19 protein-coding genes are annotated in these 20,909 nt (G+C 39.9%); 13 read left to right on the top strand and 6 right to left on the bottom strand.

What is annotated here, in order from left to right:
- Position 1: 1 nt before the first annotated feature.
- Positions 2 to 1,915 carry a 1,4-alpha-glucan branching protein GlgB gene (glgB, locus tag NYQ66_RS00095; RefSeq protein ID WP_259865304.1) on the bottom strand — a complete coding sequence of 638 codons (1,914 nt, stop codon included), beginning with the start codon at positions 1,913 to 1,915 and terminating at the stop codon, positions 2 to 4.
- Between the two features lie 261 nt (positions 1,916 to 2,176).
- Between glgB and pulA the strand changes: the two genes are divergently transcribed.
- The 13 genes from pulA to NYQ66_RS00030 all read left to right on the top strand — a co-directional run bounded on the left by pulA (position 2,177) and on the right by NYQ66_RS00030 (position 15,254).
- Positions 2,177 to 4,273, top strand: a complete 2,097-nt coding sequence (gene pulA, locus NYQ66_RS00090) for a type I pullulanase (RefSeq protein ID WP_259865300.1) — start codon at positions 2,177 to 2,179, stop codon at positions 4,271 to 4,273.
- 564 nt (positions 4,274 to 4,837) lie between these two features.
- Positions 4,838 to 6,106: an urea ABC transporter substrate-binding protein gene (gene urtA, locus NYQ66_RS00085; protein ID WP_259865525.1), complete on the top strand. Its 1,269-nt coding sequence runs from the start codon at positions 4,838 to 4,840 to the stop codon at positions 6,104 to 6,106.
- Between the two features lie 90 nt (positions 6,107 to 6,196).
- Positions 6,197 to 7,099 (top strand): urea ABC transporter permease subunit UrtB, encoded by a 903-nt coding sequence (gene urtB, locus NYQ66_RS00080; RefSeq protein WP_259865284.1) that lies wholly within the window; start codon positions 6,197 to 6,199, stop codon positions 7,097 to 7,099.
- 18 nt (positions 7,100 to 7,117) lie between these two features.
- Positions 7,118 to 8,206 carry an urea ABC transporter permease subunit UrtC gene (urtC, locus tag NYQ66_RS00075; RefSeq protein WP_259865280.1) on the top strand — a complete coding sequence of 363 codons (1,089 nt, stop codon included), beginning with the start codon at positions 7,118 to 7,120 and terminating at the stop codon, positions 8,204 to 8,206.
- Complete coding sequence (gene urtD, locus NYQ66_RS00070) at positions 8,160 to 8,939, top strand: urea ABC transporter ATP-binding protein UrtD (RefSeq protein ID WP_259865266.1); 780 nt, start codon at positions 8,160 to 8,162, stop codon at positions 8,937 to 8,939. The genes urtC and urtD overlap by 47 nt, the downstream gene beginning before the upstream one ends.
- Positions 8,917 to 9,606: an urea ABC transporter ATP-binding subunit UrtE gene (urtE, locus tag NYQ66_RS00065; protein ID WP_259865517.1), complete on the top strand. Its 690-nt coding sequence runs from the start codon at positions 8,917 to 8,919 to the stop codon at positions 9,604 to 9,606. Before urtD ends, urtE begins: the two co-directional genes overlap by 23 nt.
- Before the next feature lie 17 nt (positions 9,607 to 9,623).
- Positions 9,624 to 9,926, top strand: a complete 303-nt coding sequence (gene ureA, locus NYQ66_RS00060) for an urease subunit gamma (RefSeq protein ID WP_259865261.1) — start codon at positions 9,624 to 9,626, stop codon at positions 9,924 to 9,926.
- 22 nt (positions 9,927 to 9,948) lie between these two features.
- The gene (gene ureB / locus NYQ66_RS00055) at positions 9,949 to 10,320 is read left to right on the top strand and encodes an urease subunit beta (protein WP_259865250.1); all 372 of its coding nucleotides are present in this window, start codon (positions 9,949 to 9,951) and stop codon (positions 10,318 to 10,320) included.
- The gene (ureC, locus tag NYQ66_RS00050) at positions 10,317 to 12,032 is read left to right on the top strand and encodes an urease subunit alpha (RefSeq protein WP_259865248.1); all 1,716 of its coding nucleotides are present in this window, start codon (positions 10,317 to 10,319) and stop codon (positions 12,030 to 12,032) included. Before ureB ends, ureC begins: the two co-directional genes overlap by 4 nt.
- A 625-nt stretch (positions 12,033 to 12,657) precedes the next feature.
- Entirely contained in the window at positions 12,658 to 13,101 is a 444-nt protein-coding gene (locus NYQ66_RS00045; protein ID WP_259865245.1) for an urease accessory protein UreE, read from the top strand.
- Positions 13,043 to 13,777: an urease accessory protein UreF gene (locus NYQ66_RS00040; RefSeq protein WP_259865242.1), complete on the top strand. Its 735-nt coding sequence runs from the start codon at positions 13,043 to 13,045 to the stop codon at positions 13,775 to 13,777. The genes NYQ66_RS00045 and NYQ66_RS00040 overlap by 59 nt, the downstream gene beginning before the upstream one ends.
- 27 nt (positions 13,778 to 13,804) lie before the next feature.
- Positions 13,805 to 14,443 carry an urease accessory protein UreG gene (gene ureG / locus NYQ66_RS00035; RefSeq protein WP_259865239.1) on the top strand — a complete coding sequence of 213 codons (639 nt, stop codon included), beginning with the start codon at positions 13,805 to 13,807 and terminating at the stop codon, positions 14,441 to 14,443.
- Positions 14,424 to 15,254 (top strand): urease accessory protein UreD, encoded by an 831-nt coding sequence (locus NYQ66_RS00030; protein WP_259865219.1) that lies wholly within the window; start codon positions 14,424 to 14,426, stop codon positions 15,252 to 15,254. The genes ureG and NYQ66_RS00030 overlap by 20 nt, the downstream gene beginning before the upstream one ends.
- A 97-nt stretch (positions 15,255 to 15,351) precedes the next feature.
- On the opposite strand, the gene NYQ66_RS00025 is transcribed toward NYQ66_RS00030, so the two are convergent.
- The 5 genes from NYQ66_RS00025 to NYQ66_RS00005 form a co-directional block, all read right to left on the bottom strand.
- Positions 15,352 to 15,978, bottom strand: coding sequence for an ABC transporter ATP-binding protein (locus NYQ66_RS00025; protein WP_259865208.1), 627 nt, complete (start codon positions 15,976 to 15,978; stop codon positions 15,352 to 15,354).
- A 372-nt stretch (positions 15,979 to 16,350) separates the two neighbouring features.
- Positions 16,351 to 17,136, bottom strand: coding sequence for an ATP-binding cassette domain-containing protein (locus NYQ66_RS00020; protein WP_259865202.1), 786 nt, complete (start codon positions 17,134 to 17,136; stop codon positions 16,351 to 16,353).
- Between the two features lie 34 nt (positions 17,137 to 17,170).
- The gene (locus tag NYQ66_RS00015; protein ID WP_259865198.1) at positions 17,171 to 18,022 is read right to left on the bottom strand and encodes an ABC transporter permease; all 852 of its coding nucleotides are present in this window, start codon (positions 18,020 to 18,022) and stop codon (positions 17,171 to 17,173) included.
- Positions 18,009 to 19,019 (bottom strand): ABC transporter permease, encoded by a 1,011-nt coding sequence (locus NYQ66_RS00010; protein ID WP_259865196.1) that lies wholly within the window; start codon positions 19,017 to 19,019, stop codon positions 18,009 to 18,011. The genes NYQ66_RS00015 and NYQ66_RS00010 overlap by 14 nt, the downstream gene beginning before the upstream one ends.
- Before the next feature lie 4 nt (positions 19,020 to 19,023).
- Positions 19,024 to 20,616 (bottom strand): ABC transporter substrate-binding protein, encoded by a 1,593-nt coding sequence (locus NYQ66_RS00005; RefSeq protein WP_259865193.1) that lies wholly within the window; start codon positions 20,614 to 20,616, stop codon positions 19,024 to 19,026.
- Positions 20,617 to 20,909: the final 293 nt, after the last annotated feature.

Raw genomic sequence — 20,909 nt, 5'->3', positions numbered from 1 at the left:
ACTAATCCTCCTTTAAAAGTGGTTGTGCAACTAGTTGAAACACACTGATTGCGAGTGGTGGAACTTTTACTTTGATATGCTGTTTTTGGTTGTGCCATTCTTCTGGAATTGTATAATGATACGAATTGTTCCGTTGATCTGAACCACCAAACGCTGCTGTATCTGAATTAAACACTTCCTGGTAAGTGCCAGGACGTAATACGCCAACTTTGTAATCGTAATAAACATTTGGAGTGAAATTGCAAATTATGAGAAGGTCATGAGAAGTATCTTTACTTTTTCTAACAAAAGCAATAACGCTTTGGTCCATGTTGTGTGGATCAATCCACTCGAACCCTGCTGGTTCATGATCAAGTGTGTATAGGGAAGGTTGCTTGCGATAAAAATGATGTAGGTCTTTAACATATTCAAATAGTTTGCTGTGTAAGGGGTAATCAAATAGAAGCCAATCTAACTCGTGTTGGTCTCTCCATTCAATATATTGCCCAAACTCTCCACCCATGAATACTAATTTTTTTCCTGGGTGAACCATCATATAGCCAAGTAAAAGGCGGAGATTAGCGAATTGCTGCCATTGATCACCTGGCATTTTATTTAACAGTGATTTTTTTCCGTGAACAACTTCATCATGAGATAGTGGTAGGACAAAGTTTTCACTATACGTGTACATAAATGAAAAGGTTAATAGGTTGTGATGCCATTTACGGTAAACAGGATCATATTCCATATAGGTGAGCATATCATTCATCCAGCCCATATCCCATTTGAAATTAAAGCCAAGTCCTCCAAGGTAAGTTGGTTTACTAATGCCTGGAAGATCTGAGCTATCTTCAGCCATCATTAATGTGGATGGAAAATACTGAAACACGACTTCGTTTAACTTTTTGATAAAGGCGATTGCCTCCAAATTTTCTTCGCCACCAAACCCGTTTTTGATTGGATCCTCACCTTGTCTATCAAAATTAAGGAAAATCATACTAGCTACTGCATCTACGCGGAGGCCATCGATATGAAATTCATCTAACCAAAACATCGCATTGGAGATAAGAAAGCTTTGTACTTCTGGTCTGCCAAAATCAAAGGTGAGTGTGCCCCAAGATTTTTTTTCTGCTTTTCTAGCGTCTGCATATTCGTAGAGGGCTTCCCCATCAAAGCGTCGTAATCCGTGGGCATCTTTACAAAAGTGACCTGGCACCCAATCCATGATTACCCCGATATCATTTTGATGGCAGCTATCTACAAAATACTTGAAGTCATTCGGATTCCCGTAACGACTAGTAACGGCATAATAGCCGGTAATTTGATAGCCCCAAGATAAGTCGAATGGATGCTCCGCTAACGGCAAAAGTTCAATGTGTGTGTATCCTAACTCTTTGACATATGGGATCACTAGTTCAGCAAGCTCCCTATATGTATAATAGCTTCCGTCCTCTTTCGTCCTCCAAGACCCAACATGCATTTCGTAAATCAGGATGGGTGACGCATAAGGATTGTACTTCTCTTTTTTAGTAATCCATGCATCATCATTCCACTGATAGATGTCAGAGGAAGGTGTCATTGATGCGGTAAGTGGGCGAAGTTCTGCCTGTAGCGCATAGGGATCCGCTTTTAAAAACGCTTCTCCATACTTCGGAGTGATTCGGTACTTGTATCGAGTGCCTTCATCGATATCTGAGAAAAATCCTGCCCAAAGTCCTGCTTTACTGATGCGTTCCAAGGCGTAATGGTGACCTGTCCAATTGTTAAAATCACCAGCTACTTCCACAGCTGTAGCGTTTGGAGCCCAGACAGTAAACCTGTATCCTTTTTGATTGTTATACTCGGTCAAATGGGACCCAAGTAATTGATGGCTATAGTAATTGGTTCCTTGATGAAATAAAAAAATATCTTCATCTACAATTGGAATTCGCGCCATGTGAACCCTCCCCTCGGTGTAAAAAAATTAAAAAGAGCGGAATATTTTCTTCTGTTGTGTCATATAAGTTGACGTCATGATGATATTTTGATCTATTATAAATAAGTATAGCACTATTTTTATGAAAAAGGTGTATAATTTTGGTAAACATGTAAGGAAACCTCACGCATTTTTTTGCTTTCTTGTCGATTTTCGGATTTAATAGAAACATAAGGAATATAGGAAGGTATTTGTGGTGGTTATAGGAAAAGGAGACTTTCGATGAAAAATATCGTTGCTTGGGTTGATGACAAAAACAAAATTACGGTGGAGAATATCTTGCTTGATTCGTTCACTGCACAACCTCCACAGGTGAGCAGTGGTCAAGATCGTTTGTTCGTAACATCGGTTAATAGAGTTAATGAGACAACAGCAGAGCTTAAGCTAGAAGGTCATTTTCCAATTGGAAAAGAAGTTACCCTTATTTGGGGAGAACATAACTGTCCAATTCATCCAAGGGCAGTGGTAAGAACGGCTTGGTTTGATGACCAGTATGATGCGAGTGATGAGACACTTGGCTATATCTATCATCCATCGAAAACCTCTTTTGCTATTTGGTCACCAACTGCAACGAACATGGTATTGGTATTGGAAAATAAAAAATATCCGATGGATCGGTGTCCAAATGGTGTATGGCGTACTACAGTTAAAGGGGACTCTAACGGTTGTTTTTATTATTTTTTAGTCACAGTTAATGGGGAAGAGAGTCTTGTCAATGATCCGTACGCTAGAAGTATGACGGCGAATAGTAAATACGGTGTGGTGATTGATCTAGAAAGCACGGATCCAGTTGGCTTCCGCTCTTCATCTTATTCAAAAGTGGAAAAGAAAGATGCGATTATTTATGAGCTTCACGTCCGGGATGCGACTAGTGCATTGGATACGGGCGTGAAGGGGAAGTTCCTTGGTTTGACGGAAACCCTTACACAAAATAAGGATGGCTATTCGACAGGGTTAACGTATATCAAAGAACTTGGTTGTACGCATGTGCAACTCCTTCCGCTCCAAGATTTTGCGCGTGTGGATGAGTTGAAACCAGAAGATGACTACAACTGGGGTTATGATCCATTGTATTATTTTGTCCCAGAGGGAAGTTATGCCACCGATGCAAATGATGCTTATGCTCGTATAAATGAGTGTAAACAAATGATTCATGCATTTCATAACCAAGAACTATCCGTGATTTTAGATGTTGTGTATAACCATGTGTTTAGTCAGGAGGATTCAAGCTTTGAAAAGCTAGTACCTGGGTATTATTTTCGCTATCAGGCAGATGGAAGTTTGAGTGATGGATCTGGCACGGGTAATGACATAGCAACAGAGAGGAAGATGGTGCGCGCATTTATTTTAGATTGCGTGGATTACTGGTTAACAGAATACCAGGTTGATGGCTTTCGTTTTGACTTAATGGGAGCAATCGATCTAGAAACGATGCAACAGGTCCAAACACGATGCCAACAAGAAAACCGTCCTATCCTTTTATTAGGAGAAGGGTGGGAGCTGGATACGGCACTAGCACCTCAGAAAAAGTCGACTAACTTTCATGCTGAGCAGCTACCAGGGATTAGTTTTTTTAATGATACGTTCCGCGACACGCTAAAAGGCAATCTATTTGAAGTAGCGCATGCAGGCTATGTAAATGGAAATGGCCAATTTTATGAACGGATGGCTGCTTTATTGTCTGGGTCTTGTCAGGAAGGGCTTGGTCAAAAGTTGTTTTCTGAACCGAGTCAATCAATCAACTTTGTGGAATGTCATGATAACCATACCTTATGGGACCGGTTAAAGCTATCAAATCCAGATGCTTCCGATGAGGTCCGAAGACGGATGCATCAATTGGCAACAGGGCTCACCCTACTAAGCCAAGGTATCCCCTTTTTGCATGCTGGTCAAGAATTTTTTCGAACCAAGCAAGGGGATGAGAACAGCTATATTTCAGGCGATGCGATTAATCAGTTAGATTGGGACCAAAGAGGCAAAGAGGATGCAAACGTCCAGTGGGTAAGGGGGTTAATAAAGCTTAGAAGGGAATATCCTTTATTTCGTCTGGGCTCAGCTGCCGAGATTGCATATCGGTTCCATGTGATTCAAGCACCTGAACCCGTATTTGGCTTTGTACTATTTGGTGAAAGAGAGGATTTTACTGTATTTGTTAACCCGACAGAAGATGTATTTACTGTGGAGATGCCAGCTGTTGGACAATGGAAAAAGATGATTAGTAACCTGAGTGGTGTAGGTTCTCCAACGAGCTGTCTGTTAGAACAGGTGGCGGAAATTTGGGCTTATGAATTGGTGGTTTGGAAGAAAGATAGATATTGAGATTGCTGATCTGTTAGCACTTTTGAGGGAGTCCTTGGAAGTGCTTTTTTTATGATAAGCAAACGGAGGCATTGAATCTAAATGGACATTTATTCCGTTATTTTGCTATTTTTTAAACATTTCCGCTTGTTTGCGGACATTTATTCCGCTATTGGGCAGACAACTTTAGAAATGTTCTTCAAAATAAACAAATAACGGAATAAATGTCCGGTTGGAAATGCAAAAGAATTTAAAAATATCTCACACCTTCACCCTCTTCAATTTACAACGCATGTTAATTTCACTTCGCATCAAAATCACCAATGAGGACACATTCATTAAAAAAAATGTGTCTATTTTTCCCTCTCTAAAATACATGTGATAAAGCCTTACATCCCAGTAATGAAAACGTTTCACTGGTTAGTTGAATATTCAGAATAATCTCAAAAATATTGTGAGATAATCTGACACGATGCTAGTATCGCTACATTTCAGGTGGTAGCCTATTCCATGTAAGAAAAATTAACAATACTCAGGAGGGGACAGTCTTTGAGAAACAGAAAAAATTATTTATTACTAATTGTTATGGGGTTATTATTTTCGGTCCTAGTGGCATGTTCAGCTGCCGATAATGCAGCAGGTGCTTCGGAGCCGGAGGAATCTGATCCAGAAACAACGGATGAAGGTTCTTCTGAAACAGAAGGGGAAGCTAGTGGAGAAGAGTCTGACACAATCAAAGTCGGTATCCTACATTCACTTAGTGGAACGATGGCAATTAGTGAAACATCTGTCAGAGACTCAGAATTATTAGCCATTAAAGAAATAAATGCCAACGGTGGCGTGTTAGGAAAACAAATAGAACCTGTAATCGAGGATGGGGCTTCTGATTGGCCGACATTCGCTGAAAAAGCTAAGAAACTATTACAACAGGATGAAGTTGCAACGATCTTTGGTGGATGGACTTCCGCAAGTCGTAAGGCAATGCTACCAGTAGTAGAAGAAAATAATGGTTTACTCTGGTACCCGGTTCAATATGAAGGTATGGAAGCATCACCTAATATTTTTTATACAGGTGCAGCGCCAAACCAGCAAATCGTACCAGCAGTTAGTTGGTTGTTAGAGAATCGTGGAACGAAATTCTTCCTATTAGGTTCCGACTATGTATTCCCTAGAACTGCGAACGCTGCTATTAAAGCACAGTTAGAAGCAGATGGTGGAGAACTAATCGGTGAAGAATATACGCCACTTGGACATACAGATTACAATACAATAATCGCAAAAATCAAGAGTGAACAGCCGGAAGTAATTTTCAACACATTGAATGGTGATAGTAACGTTGCATTCTTTAAACAGTTAAAGGACGCAGGAATATCTACTGATGATCTTACTGTTCTATCTGTAAGTGTAGCGGAAGAAGAGATTAAAGGTATTGGTGCAGATGTTATTGAAGGACATTTAACAAGCTGGAACTATTACCAAACAACAGATACACCAGAAAACGAAGAGTTTGTAGCTGCATATAAAGCAGAATATGGTGATGATGCTGTAACAGCTGACCCAATTGAAGCAGGATACTTTGGTGTTTATCTATGGGCTGCTGCAGTAGAAGCTGCAGGTACTACAGATGTTGACGCAGTAAAAGAAGCGGCAAAAGGTATCGAATTTGATGCGCCAGGTGGTCCGGTAAAAGTGGATGGGGATAACCAACACGTTTACAAAACGGTAAGAATTGGTGAAGTTCGTAGCGATGGTCAAATTGATGAATTATGGAATTCAGGAGAGCCATTAAAGCCGGATCCATACTTAGAAGGTTATGACTGGGCAAGTGATTTAAGTGAAGCTTTAAGTCAATAACATAAAAACGGAATGAGGGAAGATGAATAAGACATTCTTCTTCCCCTTCCTTTTTATACGTTAACTACACATTAGAAAGGAGATTTACCAATGAGCGAACTCATGTTAACACTATTCAATGGCGCTAGCCTAGGTTCGATACTTTTACTTATCGCATTAGGTTTAGCCATTACATTTGGATTAATGAACGTTATTAATATGGCACACGGTGAACTAATTATGATCGGTGCTTATGTCACGTATGTTATGCAAAACCTCTTTATTAGCTATCTTCCTTCTCAATATTTCGATTTCTATTTTATCCTCGCTATTCCAGTAGCACTTTTAGTAGCAGCAGGGTTTGGAATGATCATGGAGTTTTCACTCATACGGTTTTTGTACAAACGACCATTAGATAGTTTATTGGCAACTTGGGGTGTTGGATTAATGCTACAACAACTAGCACGATCTATATTTGGAGCACCTAACGTTGGGGTGAAAAGTCCAAGTTTCTTAAATGGTGGACTGGAAGTAGGAACACTTCTTTTACCGTATTCCCGTTTGTTTATTCTAGGACTTTCCATTACATGTTTAATTGGTATTTATTATTACTTCTATCGAACAGCAAGTGGAAGAAGAGTTAGGGCAGTTATGCAAAATCGTCAAATGGCAGAATGCTTGGGTGTATCAACTAGAAAAGTAGACTTGTTAACATTTGCGATTGGATCAGGGTTTGCTGGAGTTGCTGGTTGTGCAATTACGCTACTTGGCGCAATTGGTCCAGCATTAGGAACAAGTTACATTATTGATGCATTTATGGTTGTCGTTGTTGGTGGTGTTGGTGCATTGTTTGGAGCAGTTGCTGGTGCTTTTGGAATTGGTTTTTTCAATACTGCGTTCGAGTACTTAACCAATGCATCGATAGGAAAAGTATTAATTTTCTTATTAATTATTGCTTTTTTACAGTGGAGACCTTCAGGACTTGTTACATCTCGTTCAAGATCTCTAGATTAAAAAATGGGAGCGTTGATTATGCAAAATAGAATCTATCAATCGGTTTTCAGTAGAAAAATAGTATTTAGCCTTATTTTGCTGATATTGTTACTTGCTCCATTGTTTTTATCCGATTTTCGGTTAAATCTACTAGGTAAATTTTTAGCATTTGCGATATTAGCAATAGGGTTAGATTTACTTTGGGGCTACACTGGCGTATTAAGTTTAGGCCATGGGATTTTCTTCGGGTTAGGAGCCTATGCGATGGCAATGTATTTGAAATTAGAGGCGACAGGCGGTAAATTACCAGACTTCATGGCTTGGAGTGGGATCCAAGAGCTACCATTAATCTGGATACCATTCCAATATCCAATACTGGCTATTATACTCGGCATACTCATACCCGCATGCCTTGCCTTATTTTTAGGATATTTAACTTTCCGAAATCGGATTAATGGTGTGTATTTTACAATTTTATCACAGGCACTTGTACTCGTTATTGTCACCTTGTTTATTGGACAACAAAATTTGACTGGTGGAACAAGCGGGCTTACGAATTTTTCAACATTTTTTGGATTTCAAATAAATTCTGCTACAACTCAAACAGTTATCTACTTCGTCACAGTTGTAGCACTAGTGCTTGTCTTTCTTGGGTGTAAAAAACTAGTAAAAGGGCGTCTTGGTCGCGTATTAGTCGGTGTTAGAGACGGAGAAAATCGGATGCGATTTCTTGGCTATAACCCTTCTACTTATAAGACATTTGTTTACACGATTTCTGGTGCAATCGCAGGCTTAGCTGGTATGCTTTTTGTTCTTCAAGTCGGCATTATTTCACCAACGATGATTGGTATTGTTCCATCGATTGAAATGGTGTTATGGGTAGCCTTGGGTGGTCGTGGTACATTGATTGGCCCGGTAATTGGTGCAGTATTTATTAACGCAGCAAAAACTGGATTTAGTGAATCCTATCCTGATTATTGGACATATTTCTTAGGCGCTTTGTTTGTAATCGTAGTTGTTTTCTTACCGAAAGGAATTATGGGATTAGTAGAAAAGCTAAAAGAAAGGTGGAACAAGGTTGATGTCAAAGAATCCAGCAGTGTTGAGATCGAAAAAAATTACAGTTGAATTTAGTGGGTTTAAAGCTATTAACGAGCTAGACTTTCAGGTGAATCGAAATACTGTTCATTTTGTCATTGGCCCAAACGGCGCAGGGAAGACAACGCTATTAGATGTTATATGTGGAAATGCAAGGGCGAGTAAAGGCTCTATAACCTTCAATGAAAAATATGAATTAGCCAAAATGAGCGAGAACGAAATTGTTCACCGTGGTATATCTAGAAAGTTTCAAGCACCATCCGTATTTGCCCATTTAACTGTTTTTGAAAACTTAGAAATTGCGATGAAACAAAAAAAGACGCTTCGCTCCATCTTGCGTGCCAAGATGACAAAGGAAGAGGAGCAAAAGCTTACTGACATGCTTGATTTAATTGGGTTAACATCTGAAAAAGATAAATCTGCAGGATCCTTAGCACACGGACAAAAGCAATGGCTAGAAATTGCGATGGTGCTGATGCAAGAACCCGACCTTGTCTTGTTAGATGAACCAATAGCAGGTATGTCAAAACAAGAAAGAATAAAAACGGGGGAGTTAATTACAAAAATTGCGAAAGAACGTGCAGTTTTAATTGTTGAACATGACATGGATTTTGTAAAAGACTATGCAGATGTCGTTACCGTGATGCATGAGGGGCAGTTACTTTTTGAAGGCTCGATGGAGGATGTCCAAAAAGACCCTAAAGTACGTGAGGTTTATCTAGGAAGAAAGGTTGATGCAGATGCTGAAGTTACAGGGACTTGAAGCTGGCTATGATGAAAGTATGGTTATACGCAATATTGAACTACAAGTAAAAGACCGACAAGTAGTATGTATCATGGGGCGAAACGGAGTAGGCAAAACAACCTTATTAAAAACAATTATGGGAATTATCTCTCCACGTAAAGGGAAAGTCCTATTCATGGAGGAGGATATAACAAAAAAGCGTCCGTCACAGCGTGCCCAACAAGGAATTGGGTATGTCCCGCAAGGTAGAGAAATTTTCCCAAAGCTATCTGTCTATGAAAATTTATTAATAGGCTTAGAGGCTGGTAAAGAAAAGAAAGTAAAGGAAGAAGTATATGCGTACTTTCCGATCTTAAAGGAGTTTCGTAAACGAAATGGCGGTGACTTAAGTGGAGGGCAACAACAACAACTAGCAATCGCAAGAGCACTTGTTTCCAATCCATCTTTCTTATTATTAGATGAGCCAACAGAAGGAATTCAGCCAAACATTGTGGAACAAATACAAGAGGTTATTAAGGATGTGAAGCATACCTTGCACACCTCCATGATTCTCGTAGAGCAAGATTTAGAGTTTGTAAAAAGTGTTGCGGACTACGTGTATGTGATTGACCACGGTTCGATCGTTTATGAAAACAGTGTCGATCAGATTAATGATGATGAGGTGTATCATTATTTAAGCGTGTAAATAAAGGAGTGAAGAAAGTGAAGTTATCTCCAGTTGAGATGGAAAAATTAATGCTATTCATGGCAGGTGAACTTGCACAAAAACGTAAGGATAAAGGGCTCAAATTAAATCATCCTGAAGCAACTGCACTGATCAGTTGCTACTTATTAGAAGGGGCAAGAGAAGGAAAAACGGTTGCCCAGTTAATGCAAGAGGGGAAAAAAGTGTTAACTGCTGAAGACGTGATGGATGGTGTGCCAGAGATGATCGAGAGCGTGCAAATCGAAGCGACTTTTCCAGACGGTACAAAGCTAGTAACAGTGCACCAACCTATTGTTTAGATAGCTAAAGGAGGATGAATGAATGATTCCTGGAGAATATCGACTGAAGAAAGATGATATCGAAATAAATAAAGGAAGAGAAACCCTGACGATAAACGTGTCCAATACTGGTGATCGGCCTGTACAAGTAGGATCCCATTATCATTTTCCAGAAGTAAATCGAAACTTAGCCTTTGATAGAGAAAATGCAATTGGCATGCGTTTGAACATTGCAGCAGGCACAGCGGTACGTTTTGAGCCAGGAGAAGAGAAGGAAGTAGAGCTTGTAGCGATCGCAGGGAATCAGCATGTGTATGGATTGAACAACTTAACTAATGGAAGTGTAAAAGATAAACAAGCAATTCAGGCACGAATAAAAAGTGAAGGATTTAAAGGGGTTGGTGATCAAGCATGAAACTTACTCGTTCACAATATGCATCACTTTACGGACCAACAACAGGAGATCAAGTACGATTAGCGGATACAGATTTATGGATCGAAGTGGAAAAAGACTATACGGTTTATGGTGATGAAAGTGTGTTTGGTGGTGGAAAGGTAATCCGAGATGGAATGGGTCAAAGCGGTACAAGGACTCGTGATGAAGGTGTTTTAGATCTTATTTTAACGAATGCACTTATTATTGATTATACAGGAATCGTAAAAGCTGACATCGGGGTTAAAGATGGTCGGATTGTTGCAATTGGGAAAGGTGGAAATCCAGATGTGATGGAAGGCGTTGCCCCAAATATGATCATTGGCGCTTCCACTGAAGTAATTGCTTGTGAAGGAAAGATTGTAACCGCGGGTGCAATCGATGCACATATTCATTTCATAAGCCCGCAACAAGTGGATGTAGCTATTGCATCAGGTACTACGACCATGCTTGGTGGAGGAACAGGTCCAGCAACTGGAACGAATGCAACAACGTGTACACCTGGGGAGTGGAACATTCATCGCATGCTTGAAGCTGCAGAACACTTTCCGATCAATATTGGATTTCTAGGTAAAGGAAATGCTGCATCTGCGGATCCGCAGCGAGAACAAATAGCAGCGGGTGCAATTGGTTTAAAGCTTCACGAAGACTGGGGTACAACACCTGCATCGATTAGTCAGTGTTTAGCTGTTGCCGATGAGATGGATGTGCAAGTTGCGATTCATACGGATACGCTTAATGAAGCGGGGTTCCTGGAAGATACAGTTAAAGCGATTGGCGAACGTGTCATACATACGTACCATACGGAAGGTGCAGGTGGTGGGCATGCGCCAGACATTATGGAAATTGCATCCTATCCATACGTATTGCCGTCATCAACGAATCCAACCCGGCCTTACACGACAAATACGATTGATGAGCATTTAGATATGTTAATGGTTTGTCACCATTTAGATCACAATGTCCCAGAGGATGTGGCTTTTGCAGATTCGCGTATTCGCCCTGAAACGATTGCTGCTGAAGATATTCTTCATGATTTAGGTGTGATTAGTATGATTGCATCTGATTCTCAAGCAATGGGAAGAGTCGGGGAAGTAATCATGCGTACTTGGCAAACCGCAGATAAAATGAAAAAGCAACGAGGTCAATTAAAAGAAGATGAAGGAACAACTAACGATAATACACGTGTGAAACGGTATGTGGCGAAGTACACGATTAACCCTGCAATCACGCATGGGATGGGCCATGAAATAGGATCGATTGAGCCTGGTAAATTAGCAGATATGGTGATCTGGGACCGGAAATTTTTTGGAGCAAAACCAGAAATAATTCTTAAAGGTGGCATGATTAGCCACGCGCAAATGGGCGATCCAAATGCCTCGATTCCAACACCACAACCCGTCTTTATGCGTCCGATGTTTGGTGCGTTAGGGAAAGCGAAGTATAGCACGAGTTTAACTTTTATTTCTCAAGCCGCTTTTGATAAAAAAGTCCATGAGAAACTAGGATTAGAAAAAAAGATAGGGGTAGTCAAAAACTGCCGGAACATTGGCAAGAAAGACTTACCTTATAATGAAAAAACACCAAAGATTGAGGTTAATCCAGAAACATACCAGGTGAAAATCGATGGTGAACTAATTACGTGCGAACCATTTAATGAAGTGGCATTGGCGCAACGTTATTTCTTGTTTTAAGTTTTATATAAAAAGCGGCGTAATTAACACACCCGCTCCTCAAGTGAAATTGGCTCCCTTTCCGAGGAGGAATCACGAAAAATCCCAGAACCCGGATTTTTCTAAGTTCAGATTCCTCTTGCAGGCACGGCTTCAGCTAACTCAGAAGCAAAGTGCGCTTCTAAGTGGATCTTCAGCCCGTGCTGTTCCTGCAGGAGTGTCGCCAATTTCACTTGATCCGCTAGTATCTACTTCTAGATAAGTCGCTATTTAGATTTAAAATTAAATCAGAAAATTGATATTAACGATTGTTTATTTGCATGGAAATCATTAACAGTTGATTTTAAGAAAAATAACTTTTTACAATATTGAGTCTTAAACTATTCATTAATTAGGATGCTTAAAATAGCGTAGGAAGAATGCAGAGACTCCTACGGGAACAGCACGAGCCGAAGATCCACTCAGTAGCGCTTTTTGCTACTGAGTTAGCTGAGGCCGTGCCCGTGGAATGCGAAGCATTCTTCCGTAGCGGTGTCCTACCACCCAATCCTAGTTACATCGGAGTTTATATATATTCCGTCATAAATAAGTAATTAACTTATAGAAAACAGCCTATTTAAAACATTTTAAAGTTGGAGGTATCAATATGTTAACAAAAGCCGTTATCGGAAATGTAGAAACAGGGGAGCAAGAGCATCAAAATCGTGAGTGGATTGAGTTAGATTGGGAAGAATTAAACAAGCGAATTTTACGTAAAAAAACGGATAAAGGTACAGATGTTGCGATCGCCTTAGATGACAAACAACCGTTAAAGGTTGGCGATATATTGTATCAAGATGATAAATTACAAGTCGTTATTCGGACGAAAAAGGAAAAGGTTTATGTGGTCTATCCGAATTCGATTGTACAAATGGGCAAAATGGCATTTGAGTTAGGTAATCGCCATACGCCATGCCTGATTTCTGAGAATGAAATTGTCGTTCGATTTGATGAAACATTGGAACGTCTATTTGAAGAAGTGGGTGTTGACTATGAACAAACAGAGCGCAGATTTAAGCAGCCTTTCAAATATAGAGGACATAAGCACTAATCTTTTGTACTTAATGCATATTCACGACTCAGCATTTCCGATTGGATCTTATACGCATTCATTTGGAATGGAAACATATATTCAATCCGATGAAATACGAACAAAAGAGGATTTGTTTGAGTTCTTGAAAATGTATGTATTAGAAAATCTAGCGTACACAGATGGGATTTTTGTCAAAGAAGCCTACGAGCAAATGAAAGCAGAAGGCTGGGATGCATTAATTCGATTAGAAAGCATTTGTGATGCTAGTAAAAATGCAGTAGAAACACGAGATGCTAGTCGGATGATGGGGAAGCAGTTCTTGCAGGCTATTTTACCAGTATTTCCAAATGAGCATTTAAAAAAGTGGAAGCAATTTGTCGATGAAAAAAGAATCAAGGGACATTTTCCAATTGCTTATAGCTTATATACGGTCGAAATGGAATTTGACTTGTTTACAGCTCTACTCACTTTTATGTATTCATCCACGGTAGGATTAGTGCACAATGCGGTTCGAGCTATCCCTTTAGGGCAAAAAGCAGGGATTCAAGTGATTCATCAGTTAATACCAGAAATTCATAAAGCGACAAAGCTTGTGATGGAAAGAAGTTTAGAAGATGTTTCCAATCATGCGGTGGGTCTTGAACTTGCTTCAATGCAACACAAGTACTTGCAATCAAGATTATTTATTTCATAACGAAAAGTATGGAGAGGGGAATGGAGTATGAAACCAGTTATAGTAGGTGTCGGAGGTCCAGTAGGTTCTGGAAAAACATCCTTAGTGGAACGATTAACGATGGAAATGCATGGAGACTATAGCATTGGGGTAATTACCAATGATATTTATACAAAAGAGGATGCGGAATTTTTAATTAGAAAAGGGATTTTGCCAGAAGATCGAATTATCGGTGTGGAAACAGGTGGGTGTCCACATACCGCTATTCGTGAGGATGCATCGATGAACTTCGAGGCGATTGATGAATTGAAGCGTCGTTTCGATGATTTAGACATCATTTTGCTAGAGAGTGGAGGAGATAATCTATCTGCAACATTTAGTCCAGAGTTAGTAGATGGCTATATTTATGTGATTGATGTTGCGGAAGGTGGAGATATTCCGCGTAAAGGTGGACCTGGTGTAACGCGTTCAGACCTACTTTTAGTGAACAAAATCGACTTAGCTCCTTACGTTGAAGTAGATTTAGATAAGATGCAAATTGATGCAAAAAATGCTAGAAAGGAACGTCCATTTATTTTTACCAATGTGAAAAAAGGTGTTGGAATCGACCAAGTGATTGATTGGATCAAACACTACATGTTACTAGAGGGAACAGAAGAGGACGCGCATGCTACCGTTAGCGAATAAGGAAAGGGCTATGGCTCCAAAGAGCTATGGCAAATTAGATTTAACCTTTCAATTGTTACGTGGAAAAACTAGAATGGTCGACGTGTACCAACAGCCACCTTTAAAAGCAAGTAGAGAATTATATCCAGAAGGCACTGGAGATGTAACGGTATATTTAATGGAATCTTCCGGTGGACTAGTAGCTGGAGATCGAAATGAATTTCGCATCCATGTCGGGCAAGGGTCAAGTGTTACGTTACGACCGCAATCAGCAACAAAAGTGTACCCTGCATTTAACGATGCTCCAAGCACCCAACAAGTAACGGTTAAATTGGAAGACGATGCGAAATTAGAATGGAATCGTGAAGAGGTTATTCCTTTTCTAGATGCTAGATTCGATAGTAAGACATCGATTCAAATGACACCTAGTTCTTCGTTGTTATGGAGCGAAATTTTATATCCAGGTCGAGATAAACGAGGAGAAGCTTTTGCTTTTCAGGAATGCAACACACATGTAGATATTTGGATAGACGATCAATGTGTTGTTTACGATGCGCTACATCTTCATCCTAAGAAACAAGAATTGAAAAAGTTAGGTGCTTTAGAAAACTATAATTATATCGGAAACTTTTGGTGCTTTTCGCCTAAGGTTAATCTATCGGACGTTCATATGGATTCTATGCTCGTCCAACAGGACAATCATAAATCAGGGATGACAACATTAGAGTCTAACGGCATATTAATACGTTGGTTATCGAATAGTTTGCCGTTATTAAAGAAGGAAATGGATACTATTACAAACTATTTTAATGGTATTGTAAAAGAGAACTAATAGGCTGATAGTCAAATCAAACATAGAAAAACTGCACCCTAATTGTTTTGTGTTAAACAAATGGGGTGCAGTTTCATATTTCTAGTGGTTTTTTCTACTACGTTCTAACCATTCCATGGTCGAGCAATTCATTAAAGTCAATAATCCTTGTACAAAGCCGATGGATCAAATGTTGGTCATGACTGATCACAAGGACTCCCATATTACGTTCCTTTGCAATCTCAAGAACGGCATGCCAAATTTGTGCTTGTGTAATGGCATCGAGCATCGTTGTCATTTCGTCAGCGATTAAGAAGCGAGTATCCGGACCCAAAGCTCTGGCCACACAAAAGCGTTGTAATTCTCCACCAGATAATTCGTTTGGCCATCGATTAAGCCATTTTTGGTCAATCCCTAATTTTGCTAACAAAGCCTCATCCGGTTCCCAACCTTCATTCAACGTCTTTCTCATTTTCCATTTCGGATTTACAGCTTTTTCAGGGTGCTGCATTACTAATTGAATTGGTTGATACCCTTGTGTGGAAACGGGGACACCATCAAGAGTAATGGTCCCTTCGTAAGGTGTTTCGTATCCTGCTAAAGTGCGACCAAATGTTGTTTTACCAACTCCACTCGGCCCAACTAAACCAAGAATTTCTCCAGCATGTATGGTGAAATTAGCCTGACGAAATAACCATTGTTGTGTTCCGTATCGAAAACTAACATGATTTGCTTCAAGTTGCATGTATGCACCTCACTTTTGACTTGACTGTTTATGGAATTAGTAAAAATGGCCAGTTAGCTAACGGACATTTATTCCTTTATTTAGACTAAATTTCTCATTTTTGAAGCTACTCTCGGACATTTTTTCCGCTATTTCTTCACTTTGAAGGAATTTTTTTGCGTTTTCTATGAAATAACGGAAAAAATGTCCGCCAACTGGCTAAATGAATAAAAAAATACTTAGATAGCGGAAAAAATGTCCGTTTAATGATCGTGTTGTTCTGTCATTCATGGATTAAGATTGTGATAACCCAGCTGTAGCTGTTACTGGGCACTCGACCAAGTCCGACTTCTGAATGAATTAACGATTTTTACACGCTTACGAAGGAAATTACTAATCGATATTCGTACGAAAATCATTCTGAGGAAGTGCTCTCCATAATGCTTTACTGTAAGGATGTTGCAATCGATCGCCATTCCCTTCAAATTTGTCAGCTTCAGCGATTTCTAGCACAGTACCTTCATAAAATACTGCTACTTTATCTGCAATCTTTAAGGCAGATTCAATATCATGACTGATAAGCATAACAGCACAGCCTTGGTCAGCAAATTCTCTTAAATTATTTAATGCCTCTTCTATAACAACCGAATCAAGACCTGGTGTTGGTTCGTCCGCAATAATGACACGGGCACCACTTACCATGGCAGTAGAGACGAGAACTCGTCTCGCCATTCCTCCAGATAGTTGAAAAGGATACATTTTTTCTACCTCTTGATTTAAGTGGTATCGCTTGAATACTTTTTTCTGTGCCTCTTTCGGATTTTCTTTTCTAACTGACGTACGCACTTGTGCCCCCACACGCATTAAAGGATCAAGATAGTTCACGGACTGTGGAACAAGAGCAATTTCTTTCCCTCTAAGTTGCTCTTGTCTTTTGGGTGTTAAAACTTCACCGTCAAATGAAATATCCCCACTAGTTGTTGCGTTAACAGGAAGAATACCTAATATTGCATGTGCAAGTAAACTTTTTCCTGAACCACTTGCTCCAACGATCGCCAAAATTTCACCAGAAACAAGCTCGATACTTAGATTGGATATTACCTTTTGTGTGGTTTGGCGAAGACCACTTGTATATTGCTTAAATGAAACAGATAAGTTGTCCACTTTAAGAATTGACATGGGTTAACTCCTTTTATAACGAAATAACAAGTATTTATCGATGGGCATTATGCGGATCGATTAACATACGCAGATGATCCCCAACCTTGTCAAACATACGAACAATAATCAGTAAACAAATGCCTGGGAAAAATGCGAGCCACCACATTCCAACAGATAAATAACGCATCGATTCTGACAAAATGATACCGATTGCTGGTTCGTGCGGCGATAAGCCGAGACCTAAGAAAGTAACTGCCGCTTCATGTAAGATCGCGTGTGGAAACATGAGTAGTATGCCAACCAATATTTGTGGAATGATGTGTGGCATAATATGCTCTTTCGCAATCCACCATCGTGATTTCCCCATTTTTTTTGAAACTTGAACAAACTCTAACGATCTCACTTGCATCACTTCAGAACGGATCACGCGGGCAAGACTCGGCCAGTGAGTGAGCGCGATACCAAGAACAATACCTTTGAATCCACCACCAAAGGTAAAGGCAATTAGAATTAAGGAAACGAGATGCGGTACACTGAGAAACAAATCAATTAACCATGTAACGATACTATCTGCAACTTTTCCCATCGTTGCTGCAACTACCCCGAGAATAATAGAAATACAGGCACTACCAATTGCCCCAATTAGTCCTACTCCAATACTTAATGAAAGTCCCATGATTGTTCGAGAAAACATATCTCTTCCAAGCCAATCCGTACCGAATAAATGATCCAGGGACGGCGAGGCATTCCGAACTTCCAGATTCGTAGCTATACGATCTTCATTTAATAGAAACCCTGTTAAAACAACCGAACATAAAATTAAAGAAAAGAGGATACTAACTAGGAGCGTACGCTGTCGTTTATTTAACTTTTGCTTAAACACGCGCAAGTTACTTAGCTGCATAAGATTGTCCCTCCCTTGTCCTAGGATCAACAACTCGATAGATTAAATCAGCGATGAGATTTCCAACAAAGACAAAAATGGTACTAAAAAGGACTAATCCTAATAACAAAGGAACATCTCCTCTAAGACCTGCTTCTACTGTTGCTTGTCCTAATCCTGGATAAGAAAAAACTTGTTCTGCTAATACAGCTCCGCCAAACAATTCACTAAAAGCAGCGAACTGCAAAGTAATCGCCGGTAATACGATATTCCGTAAGCCATGCCTCCAAAATAACGTAAAGCCTTTTTCTCCTCGAGCTCTTGCAAAAACAATATAATCACTAGACAACACTTCTATTAACTTTTGCCGCGTATGCAACGCTACATTGGCTACCCCGATAATACTAAGGGTGAGAGCTGGAAGGATAAGGTGTTTGATTCGATCCATCATTGTTACATCTTCTGCAAGAACTCCTGAAGGTACACCCATACCGATAGGGAACCAATTTAGCCAGACAGCAAAAACAATTAAAAGAAGAAGCCCCATCCAAAAGGTAGGAGTGGAAGCGAGTGTATAACAAAAGCCCTTTATCACCCGATCCATCCATGTATCACGCTTCATTGCCGCAATCACACCCATAGAAAAGCCGATAATTCCTGATAAAAGCCAAGCTGTAATCATCAAAGCGAGCGAATTGTAAAACCGCTCACCGATCACTTCTGACACAGGTAGTCGATAGATCATTGATGTTCCTAAATCCCCTGATAAAACAGCGGAACCCCAACTAAAGAACTGTTGTATTACTGGTTCATTAAGTCCCCAATATTCCTCGATTTTTTCGCGTTGTTCTGCACTAACATGCAGCATATCTGCTCCGACATACGCCTGAATCGGGTCAATCGGAGAATTTTTAACCAATAAGAAAGAGATGAATGAAATGGAAACTAACAGAGAAGCAATTTTGATAGATTTCCAAAAAAGATAGGTTGCTAGATTCCAAGTGAATTGCCAACTCATTGCTTTATTTCCACTTCCATTCGACTAAATTATCAGTAACAGGCCAACCGTGTCCATGTGGGTGAATACGTTGATTCCCGATGTCTAACTGCTCATCGACTAGATATAAATGATCAATATTCACTAACCATACCCAAGGTGCATCCCCTTGTGCACTTAGACCAGTGTTCCCATCCCATTGCGCTTTTTGCCAGTACGTATTTGCCTCATTTTCATCCGTTGCAGCTAGAGCCTCATCCATGTACGCATCAACCTGTTCGTTTTGGTAAAAACCAGTATTATAATAATCTATTCCAGCGTTTTTACTACTATAAAGGTTGTACATCTCTAAAGGATCGTGACTTCCCCAACCGAATAAAACAGCTTCAGCGTACATCATTTTTTCAATTTCATCCCAGCTTTTTCCCTCGACTTGAATAGAGATACCAAGAGGCTTGATCATATCTGCTAAAGCAATGGCAAGCGATTGTCTAGTAACATCACTTGCAGGATAAAGAAGTGTGAATTCCGCTTTTAATCCATCCAATTGATAGATTCCGTCGTTACCTTTTTCCCAACCTGCATCTTCTAGTATTTTACTAGCAGCTTCCATATCACCATCTTCTAAAACTGTTTCAGGATTCCACCATGGTAATCCATCTACAGATGTGTAGGCAGGAGTTCCATAGCCCTCTAAAACACCATCAACGAGTAACGCTCGATTAACTGCGACATTAATTGCTTTTCTGATTGCAGGATCGGCCGTTACATCATTACCAATCGGGTATCCTTCGTCTGTTTTCTGACCCGATTTCACATAAGGGAATTGCAAGCCACGATTGTCTACCGTTTGCACAGACTCAAGACGCATACCTGCAACCGTTTGATTACTAAACGCAGCAGGGATATATGCCATATCAACGTCACCGGCTTTAGCTGCAGCAAAAGCGGCATCTTCTCCTAAAAACAAAAACGTGATCTTTTCAAAATACGGCTTTTGATCGTAATAATTTTCGTTTTTTTCTACAATTAACTGTTGCCCCTTGTCCCACTGTACAAACTGAAAGGGACCAGAACCAATTGGATTCTCGGCATATGTATCATCATGCGCATGTTTTGGTACAATACCTGTCGTAACTAGTGTATGGATAAAGGTAGAACGAGGCTCATCTAGTGTGAACGTCACAGTAAAATCGTCTTCGGTTTCTATTTTGTTTACTATGTTCAAATCCAATACAGAGCCAGCATTCTTTGCTGTTTCAAATGTGTACTTTACATCTTCTGACGTCAGTGGTTCTCCATCAGAAAAGACCACATCGTCACGCATATCAACTGTCCAAGTTAAACCATCTTTACTGATGTTGTATGCAGTGGCCAAATCATTGACTATGTTTAGGTCATTATCTCGTTTGAGAAGGGTGCTTTGAAAAAGAGGGGAGCCATATCTACCCCAGCCTTTTGTTGGATCAAAGCCTGTATCTGGTTCGGAACCTACTGCGAGGATTAGATCTTTATTTTCCCCTTGAGCTTGTGTTTCTTTATGTACATTTGCTTGTGTACATCCGGAAACGATTATGAACAAGAAAGCAATAAAGCAAATAAATGTAAGTTTCTTCATGATCGAATCTCCTAACACGCCATTTTTTTAAATAAAAAGAATATTTAGGCGATTAATATTTTCTTATTGTAACACAAAAATAGATAATCGTGACACGAAGAGTGCGCTTGTAGATAATATATTTAGTCATCAAGCCTGCTTTTTAATGACACTTTGATAGAAAGTGCGACGCAAGTAGAAATGATATAATTGCTTTACCGTTCCGGAAATACACTTCGCTTTCCGTGGGCTCGCGCTGAGCCTCCTCGGTCACAAAGAACGCTCCCTGTGGGGTCTCAACGTCTTCGCTGTCC

The sequence above is a fragment of the Aquibacillus koreensis genome, from assembly GCF_025154055.1.
Lineage (GTDB): Bacteria > Bacillota > Bacilli > Bacillales > Amphibacillaceae > Aquibacillus_C > Aquibacillus_C koreensis.
The sequence above is the reverse complement of the archived record's forward strand: the minus strand, read 5'-3'. Positions and strand labels throughout refer to the sequence as shown.

Bases quoted from the DNA above. Each gene is read 5' to 3' on its own strand.
- urtE (WP_259865517.1), top strand. From the start codon at position 8,917: ATGCTGAAGTTACAGGGACTTGAAGCTGGCTATGATGAAAGTATGGTT.
- NYQ66_RS00020 (WP_259865202.1), bottom strand. From the start codon at position 17,136: ATGTCAATTCTTAAAGTGGACAACTTATCTGTTTCATTTAAGCAATAT.
- urtD (WP_259865266.1), top strand. From the start codon at position 8,160: ATGTCAAAGAATCCAGCAGTGTTGAGATCGAAAAAAATTACAGTTGAA.
- ureC (WP_259865248.1), top strand. From the start codon at position 10,317: ATGAAACTTACTCGTTCACAATATGCATCACTTTACGGACCAACAACA.
- ureB (WP_259865250.1), top strand. From the start codon at position 9,949: ATGATTCCTGGAGAATATCGACTGAAGAAAGATGATATCGAAATAAAT.
- pulA (WP_259865300.1), top strand. From the start codon at position 2,177: ATGAAAAATATCGTTGCTTGGGTTGATGACAAAAACAAAATTACGGTG.
- ureG (WP_259865239.1), top strand. From the start codon at position 13,805: ATGAAACCAGTTATAGTAGGTGTCGGAGGTCCAGTAGGTTCTGGAAAA.
- urtC (WP_259865280.1), top strand. From the start codon at position 7,118: ATGCAAAATAGAATCTATCAATCGGTTTTCAGTAGAAAAATAGTATTT.
- NYQ66_RS00040 (WP_259865242.1), top strand. From the start codon at position 13,043: ATGAACAAACAGAGCGCAGATTTAAGCAGCCTTTCAAATATAGAGGAC.
- NYQ66_RS00005 (WP_259865193.1), bottom strand. From the start codon at position 20,616: ATGAAGAAACTTACATTTATTTGCTTTATTGCTTTCTTGTTCATAATC.
- NYQ66_RS00010 (WP_259865196.1), bottom strand. From the start codon at position 19,019: ATGAGTTGGCAATTCACTTGGAATCTAGCAACCTATCTTTTTTGGAAA.
- NYQ66_RS00045 (WP_259865245.1), top strand. From the start codon at position 12,658: ATGTTAACAAAAGCCGTTATCGGAAATGTAGAAACAGGGGAGCAAGAG.
- glgB (WP_259865304.1), bottom strand. From the start codon at position 1,915: ATGGCGCGAATTCCAATTGTAGATGAAGATATTTTTTTATTTCATCAA.
- NYQ66_RS00025 (WP_259865208.1), bottom strand. From the start codon at position 15,978: ATGCAACTTGAAGCAAATCATGTTAGTTTTCGATACGGAACACAACAA.
- NYQ66_RS00030 (WP_259865219.1), top strand. From the start codon at position 14,424: ATGCTACCGTTAGCGAATAAGGAAAGGGCTATGGCTCCAAAGAGCTAT.
- NYQ66_RS00015 (WP_259865198.1), bottom strand. From the start codon at position 18,022: ATGCAGCTAAGTAACTTGCGCGTGTTTAAGCAAAAGTTAAATAAACGA.
- urtA (WP_259865525.1), top strand. From the start codon at position 4,838: ATGGGGTTATTATTTTCGGTCCTAGTGGCATGTTCAGCTGCCGATAAT.
- urtB (WP_259865284.1), top strand. From the start codon at position 6,197: ATGAGCGAACTCATGTTAACACTATTCAATGGCGCTAGCCTAGGTTCG.